The organism is Mesorhizobium sp. WSM4819, assembly GCF_055811215.1.
On record NZ_JBVVQO010000001.1, the window covers coordinates 376,823 to 399,915 of the forward strand.

A 23,093-nucleotide genomic window follows, 5' to 3' on the forward strand; every position below is an offset into this window, starting at 1 on the left:
CACCGCAGCGGATTCCGCCATTGCTGACCACCCATCGAGAGGAGCGCACTCCATGATCGACAACGCCACAATCGCCCGGATCTGGCGGGGAACGACACGCCGTGATCTGGCGGACGCCTACGAGCCATACCTACGCCGCGAAGGCATTCCGCCGCTTCAGGAGAAGGCACTCGGCGTACAGTTATTTCGCGAAGATCGCGAATAAGAGACGGAGTTCGTGACGATCTCGTACTGGCCTGACGTCGATGCCATGGCGAGCTTCACCGGCGGCGACCCGCACAAGATCCACCACCTGCCGCGTGACGAAGAGTTTCTCGTTGAGCTGCCCAAGCGAGTAACGGTGATGCGTATCCTCGTCAGCCAATTGCCTCACGAGTAATGCGGCGCGGCGAAAAAAAGGCCGCCTCGAGGGCGGCCTTTCACATCCAGCAGATGTTGTGCTATTCGGCGTCCTTGGCAGCTTTCTTCTTCGGCGCGGCCTTCTTCTTGGGCTCTTCCGCATCGTCGGCCTTGTTGGCGTCGGCCTTCTTCGCTGCGGCTTTCTTGGCCGGCTTCGCCTTGGCCGTCTCGCTGTCCTCGTCGTCGGCCATCAGCTCTTCCTTGCTGACCTTGACGTCGGTGACCGAAATCTGGCTGAGCAGATGGTCGACCACCTTCTCCTCGAACAGCGGCGCGCGCAACGTGTTCAGCGCTTCGGGATTGCTGCGGTAGAATTCGAAGGCTTCCTGCTGCTGGTTGGCCGGATAGCGGCGCACCTGCTCGAGCAGGCCGCGCTGCAATTCCTCGTCCGACACGGTGACGCCGGCCTTCTCGCCGATTTCGGCGAGAACCAGGCCGAGACGCACACGGCGCTCGGCAAGCCGCATATATTCGGCGCGCGCCTCTTCTTCCGTCGTCTCCTCGTCAGCGAAGGTGCGGCCGGCGGCTTCCAGATCGCGGTTGACCTGGTTCCAGATGTTGTTGAACTCGGCCTCGACAAGCTTCGACGGCGCCTCGAACGAGTAGGCGGCATCGAGCTGGTCGAGCAGCTGGCGCTTGATCTTCTGGCGCGTCATCGAGCCGAACTGGTTCTCGATCTGGCCGCGCACCACCTCACGCAGGCGCTCCAGCGACTCCAGGCCGAGATTCTTGGCCATTTCGTCGTTGATCTCCAACGCACCGGGCTGGGACACTTCCTTGACGGTGACGTCGAAGGTGGCTTCCTTGCCGGCAAGATGCGCCGCCTGGTAGTTTTCCGGGAATGTGACCGTGACCTGCCTCTCGTCGCCGGCCTTGCTGCCGATGAGTTGATCCTCGAAGCCGGGAATGAATTCCTTGGAGCCGAGCACCAGCGGCTGGTCGGTGCCGGCGCCGCCGCTGAAGGCTTCGCCATCGATCTTGCCGACATAGTCGATCGTCACGCGGTCGCCCTCGGCGGCCTTGCCGGTCTTCGGTTCGTAGGTGCGCGCCGATTCGGCGACACGCTTGACCTGCTCGTCGATTTCCGAATCCGGCACGTCGAACACCTGGCGCGTCACCTTGATGTCGGAGAAATCCTTGATCTCGATCGGCGGAATGATCTCGTAGTTCAGGCGGAACTCGAAGTCGGCGCCGCCGGCCAGGATCTTCTCGGCCTCCTTCTCGTCCTCGGTCATGATCACTTCGGGCTGCATGGCAGCCTTTTCGCCACGGCCGGTAATGATCGAACGGGTCGAATCGTTGAGGATCTCGTTGACCACTTCGGCCATGAACGACTTGCCATAGACCTTGCGCAGGTGCTGCACCGGCACCTTGCCGGGGCGAAAGCCGTTGATGCGGACCTTGCTCCTGGCATCTGAAAGCCGCGCCATCAGCTTGGCTTCCATGTCACCGGCCGGCACGGTGATCTTGATCTCGCGCTTGAGACCGGAGTTGAGCGTTTCGGTGACCTGCATCGTAGAACCTTCGTTTCCGCAGCCAAACGGCTCTTGCCGTTTACAGCCTGCCGGTATGATCTTGCCGGGAATGGCTTTTTGGTGCGGGACTTGGCGATCTGTCCACTCAACGCGGCTCAAAATCGTCCAGAAACACGCTCCAAAATGTGAATAAGTCTTTGTTTTTCCGACTTCTTATCACATTCTGCAGAAGTGGATCGTCGCATCCCGTCACATTCGACACGCCTTTTGTCACAGGCGCGGCCGATTTTCAACCATCTTCGCGACTACAGCGCCGCGCGTCATCTTGGACGCGCACAGGAAGCTGGAGCACCTTGATTTTGGCGCATGATCCCCAAAAATACGATTTTTCGTTTTTCGGGATCATGCGCCGGCGAACGGCCGCTATTTTGACCGCGACATTGACAGAATGATGGCTGCCTGCGGGCAACGCGGATGCGGCGGAATTGCTGGACGCGCTGGATTTTAGGCTCCACTCCGACTTGGCTCCCGCTGGTGTAGCTACCCCGAAGTCGTCAGCCGCTTGGCGCAGCGGTCCTGACGCAGAGAAGCCCGCCACCTTGCGAGTGGCGGGCCGGCCGCGAGGCCAGGAGAGTGTTGTCAAAGCCTGTACGGCCGATGCGACACTCCCGTTTGCGCAACAGTCTTCTCAGCGTCGTGCGATCAGCAAGCAGAGCTCACGCACGTCGCGATCGTATGTCCCGCCGCTCCCGAGCACGTCGACGCAGCGCTTCTTCATCCGTATCAACTGGCTGCTGGACAACTGCGCGACCACGCTCACGCCAGGTGTTCCAGGAGTCCCGGGTGTTCCAGGAGTCCCGGGTGTGCCAGCAAGGGTCCCGCCGCCGACGCCTACACCGACGCCGACCCCGGTCGTCCCACCAACATTGGCACTCACACCCGCTGCAACGAGGCCGGTGCTCTCTGAGTTCGTTATTGCTAAAGTAGCAAATTTGAAACTGCTGCTGTGGGGTAATTACCAAAGGAGAGTGTCATGGCAAACGTCGTTAACAGTTTCGCCGCAGCTTTGGCCTGTGGTGCACTTGTTTTATCTCTTTCTTTTCCCTCCAGCGCAGGCGGCATTAGCGTCGGCGCCGGCGCATCGGTTGGCGGCCGAGGCGGCGTAAACGCCGGTCTCGGCGCATCGGTTGGCGGCCGAGGCGGTGTAAACGCCGGTCTCGGCGCCTCGATCGGCGGCAGTGGCGGCGTCAATGCGGGAGTCGGCGCTTCGATCGGCGGTAGCCGCGGGGTAATTACGGGAGCCGGCGCATCGATAGGCGGCAAGAAAAGTCCGCGCCGTGCCCCCCGGACACCAACGCGAGGCCCAAAAACCTCGAAAATCTAAGTGTTGAACTTGTGACATGGGTTGTGACATAGACAAGTCACGGTGACACGAAGCCAGCGGGTATGGCGGAATTGGTAGACGCACCAGATTTAGGTTCTGGCGTGAGAACGTGGGGGTTCGAGTCCCTCTACCCGCACCACTGCTCCCTCGAGCAGTGGACTAAGGTTCCAGTACCGGAAGGCGTTGGGGGCCGCGGTCGCGCTTTCCCAATTCTAATCCGGGCCAATTCTAATAGAGCGCTTCCTCGAACAGCGTCTTGTCGCCGTCCATCAGCGCCTTGATCTGCGCGGCGCCATCGGTTGCGATTGCGACGCGGACGCCGAACGGCCGCACCCGCATATCGTTCTGGATCGCCATCCCCTCGCCTTCCGGCAGATAGAAGCGCTCGATGCCGTAATTCGGCGCGATCGTCGTGGCTGCGCTGAGATCCCACCCTTCTGACACATGCCCGACGATATCGACTTCATCGGATGCTGCCGGTGCCGGCGCTTGCCCGAACCAGGCCGTGGTCGCGCCCCAATAGCCGTCGGAGCCCCGTCTCAGCCTGACCACGATCGGCGTATCGTCGCTCGTCAGCTTGCCGGTCGGAATGTTGGCGATCAGCTTCACCGGCAGGCGCGAAATATCATAGCTGAGTATAATGTAGTCGCCGCGCAGCAGATCGCGCGGGTCGATCGGTTCGACCCTCAGCAGCACCTGCTTGCCGTCGCGCAGGATCGCCGCCCGGCCGGCGATGATCCAGCTCAGGAAGCCGATCTGGACGAGTGTCAGCACCAGCGCTGAAATGATCAGTTTTTTTCCGGTCATCATGCCGCTGCTCCTTCTACGCTCGGGAGCCTCATGCGCTTCTCCACGCGGAGGATGACAAGGGCAAGCAGGCCAAGAAGCACAGCGGCTGCAAGGAAGAAGCCTGCCGTGTCGAGCATCGACTGCAGCATCACCACATAGATGATGGCGAGTTCGAAGGCGAAGCCGGCATAGGCAACCCAGCGCAAGCCCCTGCTCTCGCGGCCGCCCAGCACGATTGCCGCGACAATGCCGGCAAGCGCAATGGCCGAGGCAATGCCAAAGCCGCTGTTATTGCTTTCACTGGCCAGTTCGAACTGGATCATCGCCAGGCCGGTGAGAAACCCGATCAGCGCGTGCAAGGGCAGACGGCCGCCAAGCTGCAATATCCGGTCGACGGGCTCGGCAGCGAGGATCGCAGCCGCGAAAAGCAGCGCCGACACGACAATGAGCGGGACGGCGACCTGCAGCGTTTCGTATTCCGTAAACAACAGCACGAGATAGAAGATGACCGACAGGACGATCAGATGCCGCGCCGCCTGGCTGCGGGTCCAGAACGAAATGGCGAACAACACGATCGCCATGGCGACGAAGAGGTGCGGAAATTCCGTGCGCCTGAAATAATCGAACCCTCTCAGGAACAGCCACGCGTCGGCAATGCCGACAGAAGCGACGGTCAGCGGGTTCGAGCGCAGCGCAACTGCCGCCAGGGCGGTGCCCGCGCCCCAGGTGATCAAGGCCGACGCTTCGTCGCCTGACAAATGATACATCTGGCCGATCAGCGCGATCGATCCGCCAAATGCCGCCACGGCGACGATCCAGAGTGCCTCGCCGATTGCAGCATGGTCGCGTGTCTTCAGAACGGCGCCGCCGACATAGCCGGCGAAGATGATGGCGAAGAGGGCTGCCACGCGCGCCAGCCGCGGGATGGCTTCCCAGTTGGCGGCGACGAAGATCAGGACGGCCGCACCAAAAAGCAACGCCGCCATCATCGCCAGGATCGAGCCGAAGCTCAGCGATTTGCGCTCATTGGCCTCGACGTCGCGCGTCAGCGCGTAGGCCGTCGAGGCGTCGATCAGGCCAGCCTGCAGCCATCGTGCGATATCGGCCCTGACCCGCGACGAATAGCTCGCCATGCCTTTCTCCTCCAGCTTGGTCGTCTCTTCAACCGACCCGGACAAACCGTTGACGCTACGGCATTTTCCGATTCGGGCCTATCTATATCGAAGACGGGAACTGCCGGCGATTGTGCATTGCACAATTTGCATTGCTGCCATGCACCAATAGCGCTTTTAAATCGATATGACCCGACCTATCTTCAGGGCGTACACAAAGACGGAATGATCCGGAAGAAAGACGAAACGAGAATACCATGAACCTGATCCGCAACTACCGCAACTGGCGCCGCTACCGGGACACCGTTTCCGAGCTGAGCCGCCTGAGCAACCGCGAACTGACCGACCTCGGCATCAGCCGCAGCGACATCCACTACGTCGCCCGCAAGGCGGTCTAATCCTCTTCGGACCGCAAATGGTCCGAACCAGTTTGACTTGAAAAGAGAACGACAATGAACCTGATCCGCAACTATCGTAACTGGCGCGTTTATCGCTCGACCGTTACCGAGCTGGGTCGCCTTTCGAACCGCCAGCTGCATGATCTCGGCATCGTCCGCGAAGAGATCAAGAGCATCGCCCGCAAGGCGATCTAGTCAGAATTTCGCCAGGGTCGACCTCCTCCCCGACCCTGACGGATACGGTCAGCCTTCACCTCCTCCCGAGGGTTGACCACAAAAACGGCGCCCGCCGCACCTCCTCCCGCGGCGGGCGCTGTTTCCCCCAGGGCGAAGCAATTTCGTCCATCAGGCGAAAGGAATTTCGTCAAAGCCGACCTCCTCCCCGGCGATGGCGAATACGGTCGATCTTCACCTCCTCCCGAGGATCGACCAGCAAAACGACACCCGCCGGATCCTCCCCCGGCGGGTGTCGTTGTTTTTCAGGCTCGACGCACACTCTGAGAATCGTTCTGGGAATTCGTTCTGGCGGGGAAGTCCCTGTCGTCAGTCGAGCGCACCGCTTTCCAGCACGCCCCGCTTCTTCCACTGGCTCAGCGGAAAAATGTCCGGTGCGCCGCCCATCGGCGCATACCAGGAATCCACCACCCACTCGGTGCCCCTGCGGTCGCTGATCACCGCCGTCCAATGGGGATAGCGCCCGTCGACAAACAAGCCTCGCGAGGCCTTGTCCTCGACCTTGTGGAACCTGAGCAATTTTCGCTCGGCAAGATAGACCAGCAGCGCATGTGTATTGGTCGATTCGTCGACACAATCCATCTGGCCTCTGATGCGCGATGCGCCGAATTCCGACTGCGGCAGATCGCGAATGCCGGTGGCCCGGAAAATGCGCTGCTCGAAATAGCGAACAGCCTTCGAAATGGCGGCTCGCTCGGCTTGGGGCGAACCGGCGCCGGCACGCAGAATAGAGCGGAGACGCGCGCCGTCACCGGAGCCAAGCGCCAGCATCGTGCGATAGTTGCAACTGTAGCCGTGGCAGATGGGGATCCGCTTGGAAGCCGTCGCAGCCAGTTCGCCGGCGGCCGCTGCTCCGCCCACGCCGATCACGACTGTCAGAAATGTCGCTCTGGCAAAGATCCCAAGCATCCCGTCCATTCTCCGACAGTAGACGATTGCCGCGCTTGGCGGCAACAACGCCGCCGGCTCGCGTAATTGCAATCGCAGCTACAAAGGATTATTTCGGCGCTCATGAACAAGAAACCCATTCACGTCGTCGGCGGTGGCCTGGCCGGTTCTGAAGCCGCTTGGCAGGCGGCCGAAGCCGGCGTTCCCGTCGTGCTGCATGAAATGCGTCCCATCCGCGGCACCGATGCGCACAAGACGGATGGATTGGCCGAACTCGTCTGTTCCAATTCCTTCCGCTCCGACGATGCGCAGACCAACGCCGTCGGCCTGCTGCACGCCGAAATGCGGCTGGCCGGTTCGCTGATCATGAGCGCCGGCGACGCGCACCAGGTGCCGGCCGGCGGTGCGCTGGCTGTCGACCGCGACGGGTTTTCCGGAGCGGTGACAAAAAAGCTCGAAGCGCACCCGCTCATCACCATCCAGCGCGAGGAAGTGCCAGGCCTGCCGCCGGCGGATTGGGACCAGGCGATCATCGCCACCGGCCCGCTGACCGCACCTGGGCTCGCCCAATCGATCGCGGAAGTGACCGGGGCCGATGCGCTCGCCTTCTTCGACGCCATCGCGCCGATCGTCCATTTCGACACGATCGACATGGACATCTGCTGGTTCCAGTCGCGCTACGACAAGGTCGGACCTGGCGGCACCGGCAAGGATTACATCAACTGTCCGATGGACAAGGAGCAATATCTTGCCTTCGTGCAGGCGCTTGTCGACGGCCAAAAGACCGAATTCAAGCAATGGGAAGGCACGCCGTATTTCGACGGCTGCCTGCCGATCGAGATCATGGCCGAGCGCGGCGTCGAGACGCTGCGCCATGGGCCGATGAAGCCGATGGGGCTGACCAATGCGCACAATCCGTCGGTAAAGGCCTATGCCGTCGTGCAGCTTCGCCAGGACAATGCGCTGGGCACGCTCTACAACATGGTCGGTTTCCAGACCAAGCTGAAGCACGCCGAGCAGGTGCGCGTGATCCGCACCATCCCGGGCCTCGAAAACGCCGAGTTTGCCCGCCTCGGCGGCCTGCACCGCAACACCTATATCAATTCGCCGACGTTGCTTGACCAATCGCTGCAGTTGAAATCACGGCCCGGCCTGCGCTTCGCCGGCCAGATCACCGGCTGCGAGGGCTATGTCGAAAGTGCCGCCATCGGCCTGCTTGCCGGGCGCTTTGCCGCCGCCGAGCGGTTGGGCCACGCGCCGGCGCTGCCGCCGATGACCACAGCCTTTGGCGCGCTGCTCAACCATATTACCGGCGGTCACATCGTTTCCGACGACGAGCCGGGAAAGCGCTCATTCCAGCCGATGAACATCAATTTCGGCTTGTTCCCTCCGGTGGAAGCGCCGAAAGCCGAGGGAAAACGCCTGCGCGGCAAGGACAAGACCGTCGCCAGGAGGCGTGCTGTTACATCGCGTGCGTTGGATGATTGCCGGCAATGGCTGGGGCTGCCTTCGCGGGCGGAAGCAGCGGAATAGCCTTTTCCGGTCTTGTCGATCAGTTGATCGGAGAGTAGGATATTATCCTACCTCGCCACAGGGAGCAATTCCATGGAGCCCGCCGAGAAACTGTCCGTCACCGTCACGCCCGCCATGGCGCGCATGATCCGCGAAAAAGTCGAGGATGGTACCTTTGGTTCGGCGAGCGAGGTGATCCGCGCAGCACTTCGTGCCTTCCAGCGCGAGGAGGAAGAGCATGCCGAGCGGATGGCGTCGATCAGGGCGCGCGTGAAGGCATCGATCGAGGATACAAGGCCCGCTGTTTCGCTCGAAGAAGCAATCGACAGGGTAAAGAGCCGGATTTCACAACGCGAGCGAGACAATGATGATACAGCGTCTCGCCGTCGCTCTTAGCGAAGAAGCTATTGCCGATCTCGAAGCGATGGCTGCCTACATCCTTGAGAGCAGCGGCAGCGAAAGCATCGCAAATGGTTTTGTCGATCAAATTAAATAACGCTGCCAGAGCATCGGCAATGCGCCTCGTGGTGGCCGGTCGCGCGATGACATTGCGCCGGGATTGCGGACAGTGCCGTTCGAGCACTCTGCCATCATCGCTTACGTTGTCGATGACGAACTCGTCCGCATCGTCAACATCTTCTATGGCGGTCGCGACTATGAGGCGCTGATGCGCGATGGCGGATCGAGCGACCCATCGTGACAGACGTCTACGGCTGCCGTGTTAGTTCCGGTTTTCCGGATTCCTTCATCCTTGGCAGCCTTCAGGCGTCCGGCCAGCCTCGCGTCGCGCGGCGCAACAACAGAAAATGCCGGCGCCAGGCCGAGAGCCGCGCCACCTCGTTCAGAGGTGACTGACGAGAGCTTTCCATCTTGCCGAGATAGGCGCGCGACAAGGCCAGCGGCAAAAATGCTGGTCTGAGCGAATCCGGCAACGACGATGCACCGCTTTCGAAAGCTGCAAGATGTTCTTGCGCCAGCGCGATCATTGCGGCGACGGCGCGTTGTGCTCCAGGCCCGTCATCGCCTGCAACGAACTCTTCGGACGACGATCCTGCCGCGGCCAGAATGTCGGCCGGGACAAAGCATTGCCCACGCTTGCGATGCAATGGCAACAGCAGCAAAAGGCCGGTCATCGCTTGTGCGCAACCTGCCCTGCCCGCAAGTTCGGCGAAACGCGGCGCTTCGACGGGATCGAGCACCATCGCTGCAAGCTGGATGAGCGCCGCTGCTGTCTCGCCGCAATAGCCTTCCAGATCGGTGCGCGACGGCATGGGGTCGTCATAGAGATCGAAAATACGGGCTTCGAGCATGTTCTCGAAGGCGGGCTTCGGCAGGTGATGGGCGGAAATCGTCGCCTTCAACGCGTCGGCGACGGGATGGCCCGTGCCTACCCCGGCGTCCTCGGCGGCGATCACATCGCTCCACCATTGCAGTCGCACCTCGCCGGGCAGTGCCTCGCGGATACGGTCGCGAATGCCTGATATCTCGGCATTGAAGGCATAGAGCGAAAATAGCGCGTCACGCTTGTCCTCGGGCGCATAGAGCGCGCAAACATAGCGATCATGGTCGGCGGCGCGCACCGTTTCCATGACGATTTTGGCGTTTTCGCTCACGTCACTCGACGGCAATCAGCGCGGCGGCCACCGCACGGTTTTCCGCCAGGAGAACATTGTAGGTCCGCACGGCAGCACCAGTCGACATCGGATCGGCCGCAATGCCCGCCGCCTTCAACACAGCACGCAGCGCTGCCGGCAACGGCCTGAGATCCTTGCCGGCGCCGACCAGCAGGATCTCGACCTGGTCAGCCTCGTTGAGCAGCTTGGCGAAATCCGCCGCCGTCAGTGCCAGGGGATCAGCCGGCTCCCAGCCATAGATGCCCGACGGCAGGCACAGGAGCGAGCCGCGATGCGACATGTCGGCGAAACGAAACCCGCCATTGCCATAGGCCTCGATCGGCGCACGGCCAGGGAAATGCGCCTCACGGATGACAATGCCTTTGGTCATCCCGTTGGCCGCCCGTCAGGTTGCTATGGCTTTGCCGCCGCTCACCGGCCTCTCCACATCGGCCGTCGCGGTTTCCGGCCGCAGCTTGAACAGGATGAGCAATGGCGCAGCGATGAAAATCGACGAATAGGTTCCGAAGACGACGCCGAACAGCATCGCCAGCGTGAACGAGCGGATCACCTCGCCGCCGAACAGCACCAGCGCCAGCAGCGCGAGCATCGTCGTCACCGAGGTCAGCGTCGTTCGCGACAGCGTCTCGTTGATGGCGTTGTTCAACAATTGCGGCAGCGGCATCCTCTTGTATTTTCGCAAGTCTTCGCGAACACGGTCATAGACGACGATCGTGTCATTGAGCGAGTAGCCGATGATGGTGAGTATCGCTGCAAGCGACGATTGGTTGAATTCGAGACCGGTGATGACAAAGAAGCCGATGGTCATGACCACATCGTGGACCGTGGCGATGATGGCGCCGACCGCGAACTGCCATTCGAAGCGGAACCAGACATAGACCAGGATTCCGAGCAGCGCGATCAGCATGGCGATGGTGCCTTGCTTGGCAAGCTCGCCGGAAACCGTCGGTCCCACCACCTCGACGCGGCGGAAATCGTAATGGTCCTGCAACTCGCCACGCACCTTGTCGATGACGGTCTGTTCGGCGTTCTCGCCGCCCTCCTGCGTGCCGACGCGGATCAAGACGTCGTTCGGGTCGCCGAACTGCTGCACCTGCACTTCGCCGATGTTGAGTTCCGAAAGCCTGCCGCGGATGTCGGCAATATCGGCGGTGCCATCCTTGGCCTGGACCTCGATCAGCGACCCCCCCTTGAAGTCGATGCCGTAATTGATGTCGACGGTCATGAACAGCACGACCGCCAGGATCGACAGCACGCTGGACAGCGCGAATGTCCAGCGGCGGATGCCCATGAACGGAATTCGCGTGCCCGGCGGGACGAAGGTCACCGGCGCGCGCGGCAATTCCTTCGGGCGGGCGCGGCGAAGCCAGATCGACACCAGCAGGCGGGTGAAGGTGAAGGCGGTGAAGACGGTGGTCAGAATGCCGATGGCGAAGGTTACGGCAAAGCCCTTCACCGGGCCGGTCCCGAGCCAGAACAGCACCACGGTCGCGATCAGCGAGGTGACGTTCGAATCGACGATGGTCGCCAGCGCTTTGGAAAAACCCGTGTCGATCGCCTGGATTACCGAGCGACCGTTTCGTCGCTCCTCGCGGATGCGCTCGTAGATGAGAACGTTTGAATCGACCGCCATGCCGATGGTCAGCACGATGCCGGCGATGCCGGGCAATGTCAGTGTCGCGCCAAGCAATGACAACAACCCGATGATCATCGCGACATGCACCGCCAGCGCGATGTTGGCAATGAAGCCGAGAAAGCCATAGGCCACGAACATGAACACGACGACGAGGATGGAGCCGATCACGCCGGCAACCTTGCCGGCGTGAATGGAATCTTCGCCGAGCCCAGGGCCTACCGTGCGCTCTTCGATCACCGTCAGCGTCGCCGGCAGCGCGCCGGCACGCAACAGCACGGCGAGATCGTTGGCGCTCTCGGCGGTGAAATTGCCTGAGATCTGGCCGCTGCCGCCAAGGATCGGTTCGCGGATCTGCGGCGCCGAAATCACCTGATTGTCGAGGATGATGGCAAACAGTTTGCCGACATTCTGCGAGGTGGCCTGGCCGAAACGCGCCGCCCCCTTGGAATCGAAGGTGAACGAAACCACCGGCTCATTGGTCTGGGAATTGTACGTCGCCTGCGCATCGACGAGATTTTCGCCAGAAACGATAACGCGGTTCTCGATCAGATAGGGAACCGGCGGATCATCCTGCGAATACAACACCGAGGATCCGGCCGGCGGACGACCGTTGAGCGCGTCCTGCACCGGCATCGACTGGTCGACCATCTGGAAGGTCAGCTTGGCGGTCTGGCCTAGAATGTCCTTCAGCCGTTGCGGATCCTGCAGGCCCGGCACCTGGACCAGAATGCGGTCGTCGCCTTGGCGTTGCACGATCGGCTCGGTGGTGCCGAGTTCGTTGACGCGGCGCTCGACGACTTCGAGCGACTGCGCCAGCGCCGTCGACGTGCGATATTTGATGCCGGCATCGGTGAAGGCGAATTTGAGCAGGCCGGGCTCGGAATCATCCAGCGACATTTCCTGGACGGAGCCGCCGCTGAACAGGCCGGCGGCCACCGGGTCGGTCAATGTCTTCAGCGCCGTCTTGGCGGCTTCGACCTGACCGGGATCTGTGATGCGGACCTGCACGGCCCGGCCTGATCCGGCAAGGCCGGTATAACCGATCTTGGCATCGCGCAGCCGCGTCCTGATTTCGTCGCGCGTCGTCTCCAGCCGATCCTTGATCAGATCGTTCGGATCCATCCTGAGCAGGATATGCGAGCCGCCCTGCAGATCGAGGCCGAGCGTCATCTGGCGCTTCGGAACCCAGTCGGGAAGCTTGGCGAGCGTGCTTGCCGAAAAAAGATTGGGCGCAGCCAGGATCACTGTGGCGGCCACGGCCAGCCAGATCAGGATCATCTTGAAGCGCGAGAAATAGAGCATATGGCGTCGTCCGTCACGGCATTCGGGCGGATCGTTCCGCCTGGAATTGGGTTCTTTCTAGGCGCTCTGGTTCGCCACTGGCTCGCCGTGGTCCGCACAAAGGTTGATGTCGAGCACAAGGCAGTTCACTTTGATGCTGCCATCGGGCTTTCTTCAACTATTGTCAATCTTGCCGTCATGGGACCAGCGCGCAATGGCATCACGAGATCGTTGGCGCCCCGTGATACCGACGGCCAGCCAGATCAGGTTCGTCCTGAAGCGCGACAATACAGCAAATGGCGTTTGTCGGTCTGGGTGTATCCGCAGATCGTTCGCCGACAATCGGTTTATTTCTTGGCGTTCTGGTTCGCCACTGGCTCGCCCTTGACGCGCACATCGGCAATCGTCGAGCGCAGCGCCGTTACCTTGGTGCCACCGCCGAGATCGATCTCGAGCTCGTTGTCATCGATGACCTTGGTCACCTTGCCGACGAAACCGCCGCCAGTGACGACCGTATCGCCGCGGCGCACCGCCGCCAGCATCTCGCCGCGCTTCTTCAACTGCGTGCGCTGCGGCCGGATGATCAGAAAATACATGATCACGAAAATCAGGACAAACGGCAAAATGCTGATGAACATATCCGGGGAGGTGCCGACGCCTTGGGCATATGCCGGTGTCACGAACATCGAAGTACTCCTGAATTTTGAAAAACAGCCGCCAAACGGGTAATTTGGCGGCCCCGCGAAATTTGGCCGGAATATAGTCGGTAAAGTTGCCAATGCAACTGCGGCCGAGCATTTCAGCTGCTTTTCCGGCTGGTTGAGCCGTGTTAGAGCATGGTCCCGAATTATGGAGCGCGGTTCTCGACAAAGATCGTGCCCTAACAAAAGGTTGGAGCCGGTTCCGAAACCGCCGGAATCAATGGGTTCCGTTGCTTCGTGAATGCAAAGACAAAAGACAAGAATGACCGACAGCACCATCGAAGCCCTGAACAGGAAGCTCGACCGCCTGATCGAGGCGGTCGCCCGCCTCGCCCCGCCTCCGGTGCCGGAAACCGATCTCGGCGGGGCCGACTGCTTTGTCTGGCAGGCTGATCCCGGCTATCTGGAGCCGGTGCGCAAGGTCAACCGCGTCGACATCGGTTTGATCCGCGGCGTCGACCGCGTCCGCGACATACTGGTCGACAACACCGAGCGTTTCGCCTCCGGTTACGCAGCCAACAACGTGCTGTTGTGGGGCGCACGCGGCATGGGAAAATCCTCGCTGGTCAAGGCCGTGCATGCGGCGGTCAACGCATCGGCAAAGCTGGACCTGCCACTCAAGCTCATCGAGATCCACCGCGAGGACATCGACACGCTGCCGAAGCTGATGGCGCTGCTGAAGGCAGCGCCTTACCGTTTTATCCTGTTTTGCGACGACCTCTCATTCGACCACGACGACACGTCCTACAAGTCGCTGAAGGCGGCGCTCGAAGGCGGAGTCGAGGGCCGCCCGGCCAATGTGATCTTCTACGCCACGTCGAACCGGCGCCACCTTTTGCCGCGCGACATGATCGACAACGAGCGCTCGACCGCCATCAACCCGTCGGAAGCGGTCGAGGAAAAAGTCTCGCTCTCCGACCGTTTCGGCCTCTGGCTCGGCTTCCACAAATGCTCGCAGGACGAGTATCTCGACATGATCGACGGATATGTCCGCCACCACGGACTCGCCATCGATCCCGAGACGCTGCGCGCCGAGGCGCTGGAATGGGCGACGACGCGCGGCAGCCGTTCGGGCCGTGTCGCCTGGCAGTACACCCAGGATCTGGCAGGCCGGCTCGGCAAGTCGCTCCAGGATTAGACCATGATCCCGCACCGAAGGTCAGCGTAGCAAAAAGTGGAGCCCGGTTTACGGACAAGATCATGGTCCGGAAACGCCCCTGAAAAAGCCCGCCCCTTGCGGAGCGGGCTGAGCCGGCGGGCCGGACTGGAGGTCAGGCGGCCCGCAATCGCTTTTCTTGTTCTATTCAAGATAGGTCGAAGGATCGACTTTCTTTATTCAAGATAGGTCGAAGGGTCGACCGGCGCCGAATTCTTGCGCACTTCGAAATGCAGTTTCGGCGAGTCGGTGGTGCCGCTCATGCCGGACTGCGCGATTTCCTGGCCGCGCTTGACCTTCTGGCCGCGCTGGACCTCTATCGAACGGGCGTGTCCATAGACTGTGACCAAACCGTTCTCGTGGCGCACCAGCACCGTATTGCCGAATTCCTTGAGGCCATCGCCGGCATAGATGACGACGCCGTTCTCGGCCGCCTTGACTGGCGTTCCTTCCGGCACGGCGATGTCGACACCGTCCTTGCCGCCGCCGAAACTGGAGATCACGCGGCCGCGCACCGGCCAGCGCATCTTGCCGATACCGGTGGCGTTCGGCGCGACCGCGTCGTCGTCCTCGGCCTGCTGGATGACCTTTTCCTTCTTCGGCGGCGTGTAGGCGGCGAGCGTTTCCGACGGCGTCGTCTTCGCCGCAGGCGGGGTGGTGGCAGTCGTTACCGGATCGACCTTTGCCGGCTTGGCGTTGGCAACTGTCGCGGTTCCGCCGGCCGGCACCTTCAACGTCTGGCCGATCTTGAGCAGACCGTCCTGCATGCCGTTCGCCTGCTTCAACGCAACCACGCCCACGCCGGTCTTCCTGGCGATGGCCGACAGCGTATCACCCTGCTGCACGGTGTAGGCGCCACCGGCACCAGCCGCCTTGGGTGCGGCGTCCTTCGGCTGGCTTGCTGCGGCCGATGCATCCACCTGCGCGGTGGACTTGCCCTCCTTGAGCTTGGGCTGTTGCGGCAGCACGGCGACCATCTCCGGCGCCTTGGCCGGCACATCGTGTTTGGTGTCGTTCGCAGGCTTGGCGCCGGCAAGCTTAGGCGCCGGTTTTTTGCCCGAATAGGCATAGGCCGGGATGACGATCTTTTGGCCGGTCTTCAGCCCGTTGGTCGCGCTTAGCCCATTGACCTTCATCAGGGCGTCGGCGGGCACGCCGTAGCGCCGCGACAGGCCGGAAATGGTCTCGCCGTCCTTGACGATGATCTCGGCTGCACGCGGTTCCCCGCCCGCCGTCGCCATGCGCGGGGCGTCGGGCCGTGACTCTTTGAACGGCTTTGCCACGGTTCCGGTCGCAGTCCGGTCGACCCGGGGAGCGGCTGGCGCCGAAGCGGTGCGGGCCGGACTGGCGGCGGGCGCCGACGCGGTAGCCGGCTGCGCCTGGTCGACCGGCGGCAATTGCTGCGTCGTGACGGGTTCGAGGCTTGAACGGCTTACCGACTGGGTGTGGCTGCCGTCGAGCGGCGCGGCCGAAACCGCGGCGGCATCGCCGGGATAGGGCTGGGCGGCGTCCTGCTTGTCGATGATGGCGCGCTGGTTGTTTGTCGACGACGTGAAGACATCGTCGACGCTGTTGAACCGCGAGACCTGGGAACTGCATCCCGCCGTAGTGCCCGCAACCATCAGGACGGCGATACCCCGCGCCAGGTTGCGTCCGTTTGCCTTCAAAATACTGAATTGCATCGCATTTACCCGCAGATACCCGGTACAGACTAACCGTGATTAAAGCGCGTTAATGTTACCGGCCGGTTAAACCTCTAGAATCAGACGCAAATTTTCTTAAAATATTTAAAGCTGCATTGGACGGGCGTGATTGAGCTGAGGCAAGCCGGAGACGGACCAGACAGGTGAGTTGCGGGCATCACCTGAATATCGACAGATCCTAGATGACGGCGGCCACGCTGCGCAGGATCGGCTGCAGGCGTACGAGACCGATGTCCTCGCGTTCGAAGCGGCTGCCGACCTTGGTCAGCTTGGCCAGCACCTGCTCGCCCTCCTCGGGTCCGATCGGAGCGATGACGATGCCGCCGCTCGACAATTGATCGAGCAGGAAGCGCGGCAGGCTGTCGAAGGCCGCCCACGCGACGATACGGTCGAACGGCGCTTCATTGGCCAGTCCGTTGGAGCCGTCCGCCTGACGCACGATGACATTGCCGATGCCGAGCGCTTCGAAGCGCTGTTTGGCCTGCTCGACCAGCGTCTTGTAGCGATCGATTGTGACGACGCGCGCGGCGAGCCGCGACATCACCGCCGCCGTGTAGCCCGACCCGGTGCCGATCTCGAGCACCCGGTTGCCCGGCTCGATGGCAAGTGCTGCGATCACCGCAGCCTGCAGGTCGGCGCCCTCGATCGCCTCGCCGCATTCGATCGGCAGCATGCGGTCCGACCAGGCGATCGGATGGAACTGTGCGGAAAGGAAGCCGCGCCGCGGCGTCGCCTCGAAGGCGGCGATCAGCGCCTTCGGCACTACGCCCTTGCCGCGCAGGCGGAGCAGGAAAGCGGCGAAGCCTTCGCGGTCATCGGCCGTCGGACCATGGTTCAGGTTCATGCGAGCGCCTTGGTCAGTTGATCGCGAATTTCATGCGCCGTGAGATCGAGCTGCAGCGGCGTCACCGACACCAGCCGGTTGCGCATGGCATGGAGATCAGTGCCTTGCTTGCCCTCGACCGGCTCGCGGCCGAAGCGCAGCCAATAATAGGGAAGCCCGCGGCCGTCGCGGCGCTCGTCGACCCACAGGCTGTGGACGAGCTTGCCTTGCGAGGTGACCACCGTGCCGGCGATCTCTTCGGGAAGGCAATTCGGAAAATTGACGTTGAGCAGCACGCCATCCGGCAGCGGCATGGCGACCAGTTTTTTGAGCAGCGCCGGCGCCAGCGCCTCGGTGGTCTCGTAAGGGACGAGGCGATCCTCGCCGACATAGGAATAAGCCTGGCTGAGCGCGATCGAGCGCACACCGAGCAGCGCGCCTTCCATGGCGCCGGCAACGGTGCCCGAATAGGTGACGTCGTCGGCGATGTTGGCGCCGGAATTGACCCCGGACAGGATCAGGTCTGGTGCTGCGGGCAGGATTTTTTTTACGCCCATGATGACGCAGTCGGTCGGCGTGCCGCGCACGGCAAAGTGCTTTTCGCCGATCTTTCTCAGGCGCAGCGGCTCCGAGATCGACAGCGAATGCGCATAGCCGGACTGATCCTGCTCCGGAGCCACCACCCAGACATCGTCCGACAGCGTGCGGGCGATGCGTTCGAGCGATGCAAGGCCCTCGGCATGGATGCCGTCATCATTGGTCAGGAGGATGCGCATTATCTCGATTCGATCTTTTCCAGACCGCCCATGTAAGGCCGAAGCGCTTCAGGAATGGTTACGCTGCCATCCTCATTCTGGTAGTTTTCGATGACGGCGATAAGGGCGCGGCCGACGGCGGTGCCGGAACCGTTCAGCGTGTGGACGAAGCGGTTGCCCTTGCCGTCCTTGTCCTTGTCCTTGTAGCGGGCATCCATGCGCCGTGCCTGGAAATCGCCACAGACCGAGCAGGACGAAATCTCGCGATAGGCGTTCTGGCCCGGCAGCCAGACCTCGATGTCATAGGTCTTGCGCGCGCCAAAGCCCATGTCGCCGGTGCACAGCGTCACGGTGCGGAACGGCAGGCCGAGCCGCTTCAGCACTTCCTCAGCGCATTCGGTCATCCGCTCGTGCTCGGCAAGCGAGGCGTCCTGGTCGGTGATCGACACCAGCTCGACCTTGTAGAACTGGTGCTGGCGCAGCATGCCACGCGTGTCACGCCCGGCCGAGCCCGCTTCCGAGCGGAAGCACGAGGTCAGCGCGGTATAGCGCAGCGGCAGGTTTTCATGCGGTGTGATGTCTTCGCGCACGAGATTGGTCAGCGGCACTTCGGCGGTGGGAATGAGGTACAATTCAATTTCGCGGCGTGCCTCTGTAAGCAAAGCCCTATGTTCGTCATTGCTCTTGCCCGACGCACTCTCCAGAAGGTCAAGAGCCTTCTGACCAACGTCCTCTCTTCGGCGAGACTTTTCCGTCTTGAACAAGTCGTTCTCAAATTTTGGCAATTGCCCAGTTCCGAACATAGTTTCGTAACGGACCATCAGCGGCGGCTGGATCTCCTCATAGCCATGCTCGGTCGTATGCAGATCCAGCATGAACTGGCCGAGCGCGCGCTCCATCCGTGCCAATCCGCCCTTGAGCACCGTGAACCGCGAACCGGACAGTTTCGCCGCCCGCTCAAAATCCATCATGCCGAGCGCTTCGCCGATCTCGAAATGCTCCTTCACCCAGTTCGGGCGGGCCGGCACCTTGCCGACGGTGCGCTTGACGACGTTGTCGTGCTCGTCCTTGCCGACCGGCACGTCGTCGAGCGGCACATTGGGCAGCACCGCCAATGCGTCGTTCAGCGCCTTGTCGAGCTCGCGTTCGCGCGCCTCGCCGTTCTGGATGAAAGCCTTGATCTCGCCGACCTCGGCCTTCAGTCTTTCGGCAAGGGCGGCGTCGCCCGAGCGCATGGCGTTGCCGATTTCTCTCGAGGCGGCGTTGCGGCGCTCCTGCCTGGTCTGCAGCTCGGTCAGATGTTCGCGCCGCGCCTCGTCCCTGGCGATCAGATCATCGACCGTGGACTGCGCCTCCGCAACCGGCCACGAGCGCTTCTGGAGCGCCTCGACAAGGGCCTTCGGATTGTCGCGAATCCATTTGATGTCAAGCATGGTCTGTTCGTCCTCAAGTAGGCTAGAGGGGGCGTAAACCGCATCCTTGACCGATGCAAGATGTGAAGATCGAGTTCCCTCGCGCCCCGCGCTGTCCCGCAAACCTGAAGATAACGGCGATGCCGCTAGGTCGATGACGCGTCCGCCGGCTTTTCGGCCGCCGCTTCCGCAGCCTCCCGCTTCTCGCGCGCCAGACGTTCCCGTTCCTTGCTGCGCTCGATCAGCCGGGCCGACCAGATCGAGACCTCGTAGAGAAGGATGGTGGGAACGGCCAGGCCGATCTGGCTTATCGGGTCGGGCGGCGTCAGAATAGCCGCGACGACGAAAGCGATGACGATTGCCCATTTGCGCTTTTCGACCAGCGCCTCGGACGACAGCATGCCCACCCGCGTCATCAGGCTGGTCACCACCGGCAACTGGAACACCAGACCGAAGGAGAAGATCAGCGTCATGATCAGGCTGAGATATTCCGACACTTTCGGCAGCAGCGAAATCTGCACCTGATCGTCGGTGCCGGCCTGCTGCATGGCGAGGAAGAACCACATCACCATCGGCGTGAAGAAGAAATAGACCAGCGACGCGCCCATCAGGAACAGGATCGGCGAAGCGATCAGGAACGGCAGGAAGGCGTTGCGTTCATTCTTGTAGAGGCCGGGCGCGATGAATTTGTAGATCTGGGTGGCGATCAGCGGAAAGGCGATCACCATGCCGCCGAACATCGCCAGCTTGACCTGGGTGAAGAAGAATTCCTGCGGCGCCGTGTAGATCAGCTCGACCTTGTGCGGGTCGAGCCCTGCCCATTGCGTCGCCCATTTGAACGGGATGACCAGCAGGTTGAACAACTGCTTGGCGAAGAAGAAGCAGAACAGGAAGGCGACGAAGAACCCGCCGATCGACCACATCAGCCGCCGGCGCAACTCGATCAGATGCTCCATCAGCGGAGCCGCCGACTTGTCGATCTCGTCCTTTTCCGAAATGCTCACTTGGCGGCTCCCGCCGTCTTTTTGGCGGCTGCGGCCGGCTTCTTCACCGTTGCTGGTGCGGGCTTCGGCTCGGCCTTTTTAGCCGCGGTCTTTGTCACAGCAGGTCTTGCCGCTGGCTTCGCTGCGGCCTTGGAGGCCGGCATCGCTTTCGCTGGCGCGCCCTCCGTCTTCGCCGCCGAGGCCTTTGGCGATGCGGCCGGCGCGGCCGTCGCGACAGGCGGTGTCACCGAACCATCGGTCATCGCCGGAAACGTCGGCGCCGCCGGCGCCGCGTCCGGGGCATCGACGCCCGGCAGCACCGTCGCGCCATTGTTCAGCGCGGTATCCTGCGGCGTCGAAGCAGCCGGCGCGACCGGGTCTGCGGCCGGCTTCGGCTTCATCACCGCGTCGACGCCTGAACGGACGTCGGCCGCCGCCTGCTCGAACGGGTTGAGCTGTTTCCTGATCTCGGCGGCCGGGTTGAGGCTTCTGAGTGAATCGACCGACTTCTTGACGTCGTCAAGCTCGGCCTCCTTCAGCGCATCGTTGAACTGTTTCTGGAAGTCGGCGGCCATGCCGCGCATCTTCGCCGTCGTGCGGCCAAAAGTGCGCAGCATCTTGGGCAAATCCTTGGGCCCGACGACCACGATCATGACGATCGCGATCACCAGCATCTCGGTCCAGCCGATGTCGAACATGGCGATACGTTCCGACTAAAGTTTTGGGCTCAGCTCTTGCTGGCCTTTTCCTTCGCTGCCGAAACGGTTTCGTCGGCACGGTGCTCGACGGTGCGCTTGTCCTCGGCAACCTCGTCGTCGGCGATGCCCTTCTTGAAGCTCTTGATACCCTTGGCCATGTCACCCATGAGCTCGGGAATCTTGCCGCGACCGAACACCAGCAGCACGATCACCAGCACGATCAGCCAATGCCAAATCGAAAATGAACCCATAACAATCTCTCTCGAAAGTTTTCTCTGACGATGATCTATGCGCTTTCGCGCCGGGATTCAAACACAACCGCGACAGAGTTTATAAATGAGTGGCCGAAGTCACGCAGTTTCGGCGCCTCAGCCCGCTACCTATCGGCGCAGCCGCTAAATACCATCGCTTTCGGCACGTCGTTTGCGGTCAATCTTCCTCGACGCGCGGCGTCAACAGGCCGAGTTCCTCAAGGTCGATGTCGGTCAGCGGATCCTCGTCATCGGTCAGCACGTCCGGGTCGGCCGGCGGCATCGGAATGGAAAAATTCGACGGCATGCGGCCCGAAAGCAGCCCGGCACCCTTCAATTCCTCCATGCCTGGGAGATCGCGGATCTCCTCCAACGCGAAATGGTCGAGGAAGATGTCGGTGGTGCCGTAGGTAACGGGACGGCCGGGCGTGCGGCGCCGGCCGCGCATCTTCACCCATTCGGTCTCCATCAGCGTGTCCAGCGTGCCCTTCGAGGTCTCGACGCCTCTGATATCCTCGATCTCGGCGCGCGTCACCGGCTGGTGGTAGGCGATGATCGCCAGCACTTCGAGCGCCGCACGGGACAGCTTCTTCTGCTGCACCGTGTCGCGGCTCATCAGGAAAGCGAGATCGCCGGCGGTGCGGAACGCCCAGGCATCGCCAACGCGCACCAGATTGACGCCGCGCCGCGCATAAATCTGCTGCAGTTCAGCCATCGCCGCGGCAATATTGATGCCGTCGGGCAGGCGCCCGGCAAGCTGCCTTTCGCTGACCGGTTCGGCGCTGGCGAAAACGATCGCCTCGGCCATGCGCACGGCCTCTGCCATATGCAGCCGCTCGCCGGGATTCTGGGACAAGTTCTGGGCCTGACTTTCTGCCGGCACCTCGGCGAGCACGCCGTCTTCGGTCTCGTCGTCGACCTTGAACGGAATGACCGAAGCGTTGGTGCGCTCGCTCATGATGCCACCTCAACTGCCCTGATGCCTTGCGCACGACCGCGCAGATAGAGCGGCGCGAACACGTCGTCCTGCCGCATTTCCATTTTGCCTTCGCGCACCAGTTCCAGCGTCGCCGCAAACGAACTGGCAATCGCGGTACGCCGCTCGTCCGGGTCGGTCAGATATTCGACCAGGAAACGGTCCAGCGCCGTCCAGTCGGCAAGCGTGCCGATCAGCCTGTTCAGGATGTCGCGCGCATCCTTGAGCGACCACACACCGCGCCTGGCGATCGTCACATTGGTGATCGCCTGCTTCTGGCGTTGCGCCGCATAGGCGGTCAGCAGATCGTAGAGCGAGGCCGAATAGGCGTTGCGTTTCTCGACGATGACCATTTCCGGCATGCCGCGGGCGAACACGTCGCGCCCGAGCCGATTGCGATTGACCAGGCGTGCCGCCGCGTCACGCATCGCTTCCAGTCGCTTCAACCGGAATTGCAGCACCGCCGCCAGTTCCTCGCCGCTTTCACCGTCGTCGCCGGGTTGCTTGGGGATCAAAAGCTTCGACTTGAGAAACGCCAGCCACGCCGCCATCACCAGATAGTCGGCGGCAAGCTCCAGCCTGAGCGCCCTCACCTTTTCGACGAAGGCCAGATATTGCTCGGCCAGCGCCAGGATCGAGATGCGCGACAGATCGACCTTCTGGTTGCGGGCAAGATGCAGCAGAAGATCGAGCGGGCCCTCGAAACCGTCGACATCGACGACCAGCGCGGGATCGCCGGTCAGCCGCGAATCGTCGTTCTCGGCCCAAAGACGGTCCATCGGTGCGGCCTTGCCGGCCTTGCTGTCCAACGTTTCCGCCACTTCCTGTCGCGTCCTTTGCTTCTAACTTCGTGTTTGACCGTGATCTGTTCCGAAAAACCGGCTCCCACCGTT

The 23,093-nt window shown here is 62.0% G+C and carries 25 protein-coding genes, 1 tRNA gene and 2 pseudogenes; 10 read left to right on the forward strand and 18 right to left on the reverse strand.

Translation table 11 applies throughout. The features are described from left to right. Positions 1 to 52: 52 nt before the first annotated feature. Positions 53 to 379, forward strand: a pseudogene (locus tag AC0L18_RS01705) (antibiotic biosynthesis monooxygenase family protein). A 61-nt stretch (positions 380 to 440) separates the two neighbouring features. Here the strand turns inward: AC0L18_RS01705 and tig are convergent. Beyond that, positions 441 to 1,913: a trigger factor gene (gene tig / locus AC0L18_RS01710; RefSeq protein WP_091597207.1), complete on the reverse strand. Its 1,473-nt coding sequence runs from the start codon at positions 1,911 to 1,913 to the stop codon at positions 441 to 443. Between the two features lie 649 nt (positions 1,914 to 2,562). Next, positions 2,563 to 2,694, reverse strand: coding sequence for a hypothetical protein (locus AC0L18_RS01715; RefSeq protein WP_473490356.1), 132 nt, complete (start codon positions 2,692 to 2,694; stop codon positions 2,563 to 2,565). A 213-nt stretch (positions 2,695 to 2,907) separates the two neighbouring features. Here AC0L18_RS01715 and AC0L18_RS01720 point away from each other — a divergent pair. Both AC0L18_RS01720 and AC0L18_RS01725 read left to right on the forward strand, forming a co-directional pair. Next, positions 2,908 to 3,195 (forward strand): annotated as a pseudogene (locus AC0L18_RS01720) (hypothetical protein); the annotation flags it as partial. Positions 3,196 to 3,314: 119 nt separating this feature from the next. Beyond that, a tRNA-Leu gene (locus AC0L18_RS01725) sits at positions 3,315 to 3,397 on the forward strand. Between the two features lie 89 nt (positions 3,398 to 3,486). On the opposite strand, the gene AC0L18_RS01730 is transcribed toward AC0L18_RS01725, so the two are convergent. Continuing rightward, positions 3,487 to 4,068, reverse strand: coding sequence for a GDYXXLXY domain-containing protein (locus tag AC0L18_RS01730; RefSeq protein WP_473490357.1), 582 nt, complete (start codon positions 4,066 to 4,068; stop codon positions 3,487 to 3,489). Beyond that, positions 4,065 to 5,180: a DUF2157 domain-containing protein gene (locus AC0L18_RS01735; RefSeq protein WP_473490358.1), complete on the reverse strand. Its 1,116-nt coding sequence runs from the start codon at positions 5,178 to 5,180 to the stop codon at positions 4,065 to 4,067. The genes AC0L18_RS01730 and AC0L18_RS01735 overlap by 4 nt, the downstream gene beginning before the upstream one ends. Before the next feature lie 236 nt (positions 5,181 to 5,416). Here AC0L18_RS01735 and AC0L18_RS01740 point away from each other — a divergent pair, with 236 nt between their 5' ends. Both AC0L18_RS01740 and AC0L18_RS01745 read left to right on the forward strand, forming a co-directional pair. Next, positions 5,417 to 5,557 carry a DUF1127 domain-containing protein gene (locus tag AC0L18_RS01740; RefSeq protein ID WP_006335194.1) on the forward strand — a complete coding sequence of 47 codons (141 nt, stop codon included), beginning with the start codon at positions 5,417 to 5,419 and terminating at the stop codon, positions 5,555 to 5,557. A gap of 54 nt (positions 5,558 to 5,611) precedes the next feature. Then, positions 5,612 to 5,752 carry a DUF1127 domain-containing protein gene (locus AC0L18_RS01745; protein WP_023802557.1) on the forward strand — a complete coding sequence of 47 codons (141 nt, stop codon included), beginning with the start codon at positions 5,612 to 5,614 and terminating at the stop codon, positions 5,750 to 5,752. Positions 5,753 to 6,100: 348 nt separating this feature from the next. Here the strand turns inward: AC0L18_RS01745 and AC0L18_RS01750 are convergent, their stop codons facing one another. Next, on the reverse strand, positions 6,101 to 6,700 hold the full coding sequence (locus AC0L18_RS01750; RefSeq protein ID WP_473490359.1) for a hypothetical protein: 600 nt from the start codon (positions 6,698 to 6,700) through the stop codon (positions 6,101 to 6,103). Positions 6,701 to 6,802: 102 nt separating this feature from the next. Between AC0L18_RS01750 and trmFO the strand changes: the two genes are divergently transcribed. The 4 genes from trmFO (at position 6,803) to AC0L18_RS01770 (ending at position 8,891) form a co-directional block, all read left to right on the forward strand. Continuing rightward, a complete protein-coding gene (gene trmFO / locus AC0L18_RS01755) occupies positions 6,803 to 8,212 on the forward strand; it encodes a methylenetetrahydrofolate--tRNA-(uracil(54)-C(5))-methyltransferase (FADH(2)-oxidizing) TrmFO (RefSeq protein ID WP_473490360.1) in 1,410 nt (469 codons plus the stop codon). A 72-nt stretch (positions 8,213 to 8,284) separates the two neighbouring features. Further along, a complete protein-coding gene (locus AC0L18_RS01760) occupies positions 8,285 to 8,587 on the forward strand; it encodes a type II toxin-antitoxin system ParD family antitoxin (protein WP_091596942.1) in 303 nt (100 codons plus the stop codon). Beyond that, complete coding sequence (locus AC0L18_RS01765) at positions 8,559 to 8,687, forward strand: hypothetical protein (RefSeq protein ID WP_473490361.1); 129 nt, start codon at positions 8,559 to 8,561, stop codon at positions 8,685 to 8,687. Before AC0L18_RS01760 ends, AC0L18_RS01765 begins: the two co-directional genes overlap by 29 nt. A gap of 72 nt (positions 8,688 to 8,759) precedes the next feature. Further along, the gene (locus AC0L18_RS01770; RefSeq protein ID WP_473490362.1) at positions 8,760 to 8,891 is read left to right on the forward strand and encodes a hypothetical protein; all 132 of its coding nucleotides are present in this window, start codon (positions 8,760 to 8,762) and stop codon (positions 8,889 to 8,891) included. A gap of 61 nt (positions 8,892 to 8,952) precedes the next feature. Here the strand turns inward: AC0L18_RS01770 and AC0L18_RS01775 are convergent, their stop codons facing one another. The 4 genes from AC0L18_RS01775 to yajC all read right to left on the reverse strand — a co-directional run bounded on the left by AC0L18_RS01775 (position 8,953) and on the right by yajC (position 13,428). Then, positions 8,953 to 9,804: a phytoene/squalene synthase family protein gene (locus AC0L18_RS01775; protein ID WP_473490363.1), complete on the reverse strand. Its 852-nt coding sequence runs from the start codon at positions 9,802 to 9,804 to the stop codon at positions 8,953 to 8,955. Between the two features lies 1 nt (position 9,805). Next, a complete protein-coding gene (locus AC0L18_RS01780; RefSeq protein WP_023802563.1) occupies positions 9,806 to 10,195 on the reverse strand; it encodes an Mth938-like domain-containing protein in 390 nt (129 codons plus the stop codon). Positions 10,196 to 10,210: 15 nt separating this feature from the next. After that, positions 10,211 to 12,763 carry a protein translocase subunit SecDF gene (gene secDF, locus AC0L18_RS01785; protein WP_473490364.1) on the reverse strand — a complete coding sequence of 851 codons (2,553 nt, stop codon included), beginning with the start codon at positions 12,761 to 12,763 and terminating at the stop codon, positions 10,211 to 10,213. A 326-nt stretch (positions 12,764 to 13,089) separates the two neighbouring features. After that, on the reverse strand, positions 13,090 to 13,428 hold the full coding sequence (gene yajC, locus AC0L18_RS01790) for a preprotein translocase subunit YajC (protein ID WP_023802565.1): 339 nt from the start codon (positions 13,426 to 13,428) through the stop codon (positions 13,090 to 13,092). Between the two features lie 277 nt (positions 13,429 to 13,705). Between yajC and AC0L18_RS01795 the strand changes: the two genes are divergently transcribed. Continuing rightward, complete coding sequence (locus tag AC0L18_RS01795) at positions 13,706 to 14,581, forward strand: ATP-binding protein (RefSeq protein WP_287207575.1); 876 nt, start codon at positions 13,706 to 13,708, stop codon at positions 14,579 to 14,581. Between the two features lie 194 nt (positions 14,582 to 14,775). On the opposite strand, the gene AC0L18_RS01800 is transcribed toward AC0L18_RS01795, so the two are convergent. The 9 genes from AC0L18_RS01800 to AC0L18_RS01840 form a co-directional block, all read right to left on the reverse strand. Then, positions 14,776 to 16,281 carry a peptidoglycan DD-metalloendopeptidase family protein gene (locus AC0L18_RS01800; RefSeq protein WP_473490366.1) on the reverse strand — a complete coding sequence of 502 codons (1,506 nt, stop codon included), beginning with the start codon at positions 16,279 to 16,281 and terminating at the stop codon, positions 14,776 to 14,778. Positions 16,282 to 16,480: 199 nt separating this feature from the next. Then, positions 16,481 to 17,146, reverse strand: a complete 666-nt coding sequence (locus AC0L18_RS01805) for a protein-L-isoaspartate(D-aspartate) O-methyltransferase (RefSeq protein ID WP_027156219.1) — start codon at positions 17,144 to 17,146, stop codon at positions 16,481 to 16,483. Continuing rightward, entirely contained in the window at positions 17,143 to 17,901 is a 759-nt protein-coding gene (surE, locus tag AC0L18_RS01810; RefSeq protein WP_027156218.1) for a 5'/3'-nucleotidase SurE, read from the reverse strand. Before surE ends, AC0L18_RS01805 begins: the two co-directional genes overlap by 4 nt. Further along, positions 17,901 to 19,313, reverse strand: coding sequence for a serine--tRNA ligase (gene serS, locus AC0L18_RS01815; protein WP_473490367.1), 1,413 nt, complete (start codon positions 19,311 to 19,313; stop codon positions 17,901 to 17,903). Before serS ends, surE begins: the two co-directional genes overlap by 1 nt. Positions 19,314 to 19,438: 125 nt before the next feature. Beyond that, positions 19,439 to 20,248, reverse strand: coding sequence for a twin-arginine translocase subunit TatC (gene tatC / locus AC0L18_RS01820; protein ID WP_051407946.1), 810 nt, complete (start codon positions 20,246 to 20,248; stop codon positions 19,439 to 19,441). A gap of 44 nt (positions 20,249 to 20,292) precedes the next feature. Continuing rightward, complete coding sequence (gene tatB, locus AC0L18_RS01825) at positions 20,293 to 20,973, reverse strand: Sec-independent protein translocase protein TatB (RefSeq protein WP_473490368.1); 681 nt, start codon at positions 20,971 to 20,973, stop codon at positions 20,293 to 20,295. Between the two features lie 29 nt (positions 20,974 to 21,002). Continuing rightward, the gene (locus AC0L18_RS01830) at positions 21,003 to 21,224 is read right to left on the reverse strand and encodes a twin-arginine translocase TatA/TatE family subunit (RefSeq protein WP_023802572.1); all 222 of its coding nucleotides are present in this window, start codon (positions 21,222 to 21,224) and stop codon (positions 21,003 to 21,005) included. A gap of 178 nt (positions 21,225 to 21,402) precedes the next feature. Next, positions 21,403 to 22,182: an SMC-Scp complex subunit ScpB gene (scpB, locus tag AC0L18_RS01835; RefSeq protein ID WP_287229315.1), complete on the reverse strand. Its 780-nt coding sequence runs from the start codon at positions 22,180 to 22,182 to the stop codon at positions 21,403 to 21,405. Beyond that, positions 22,179 to 22,979, reverse strand: coding sequence for a segregation and condensation protein A (locus AC0L18_RS01840; protein WP_023802574.1), 801 nt, complete (start codon positions 22,977 to 22,979; stop codon positions 22,179 to 22,181). The genes scpB and AC0L18_RS01840 overlap by 4 nt, the downstream gene beginning before the upstream one ends. Positions 22,980 to 23,093: the final 114 nt, after the last annotated feature.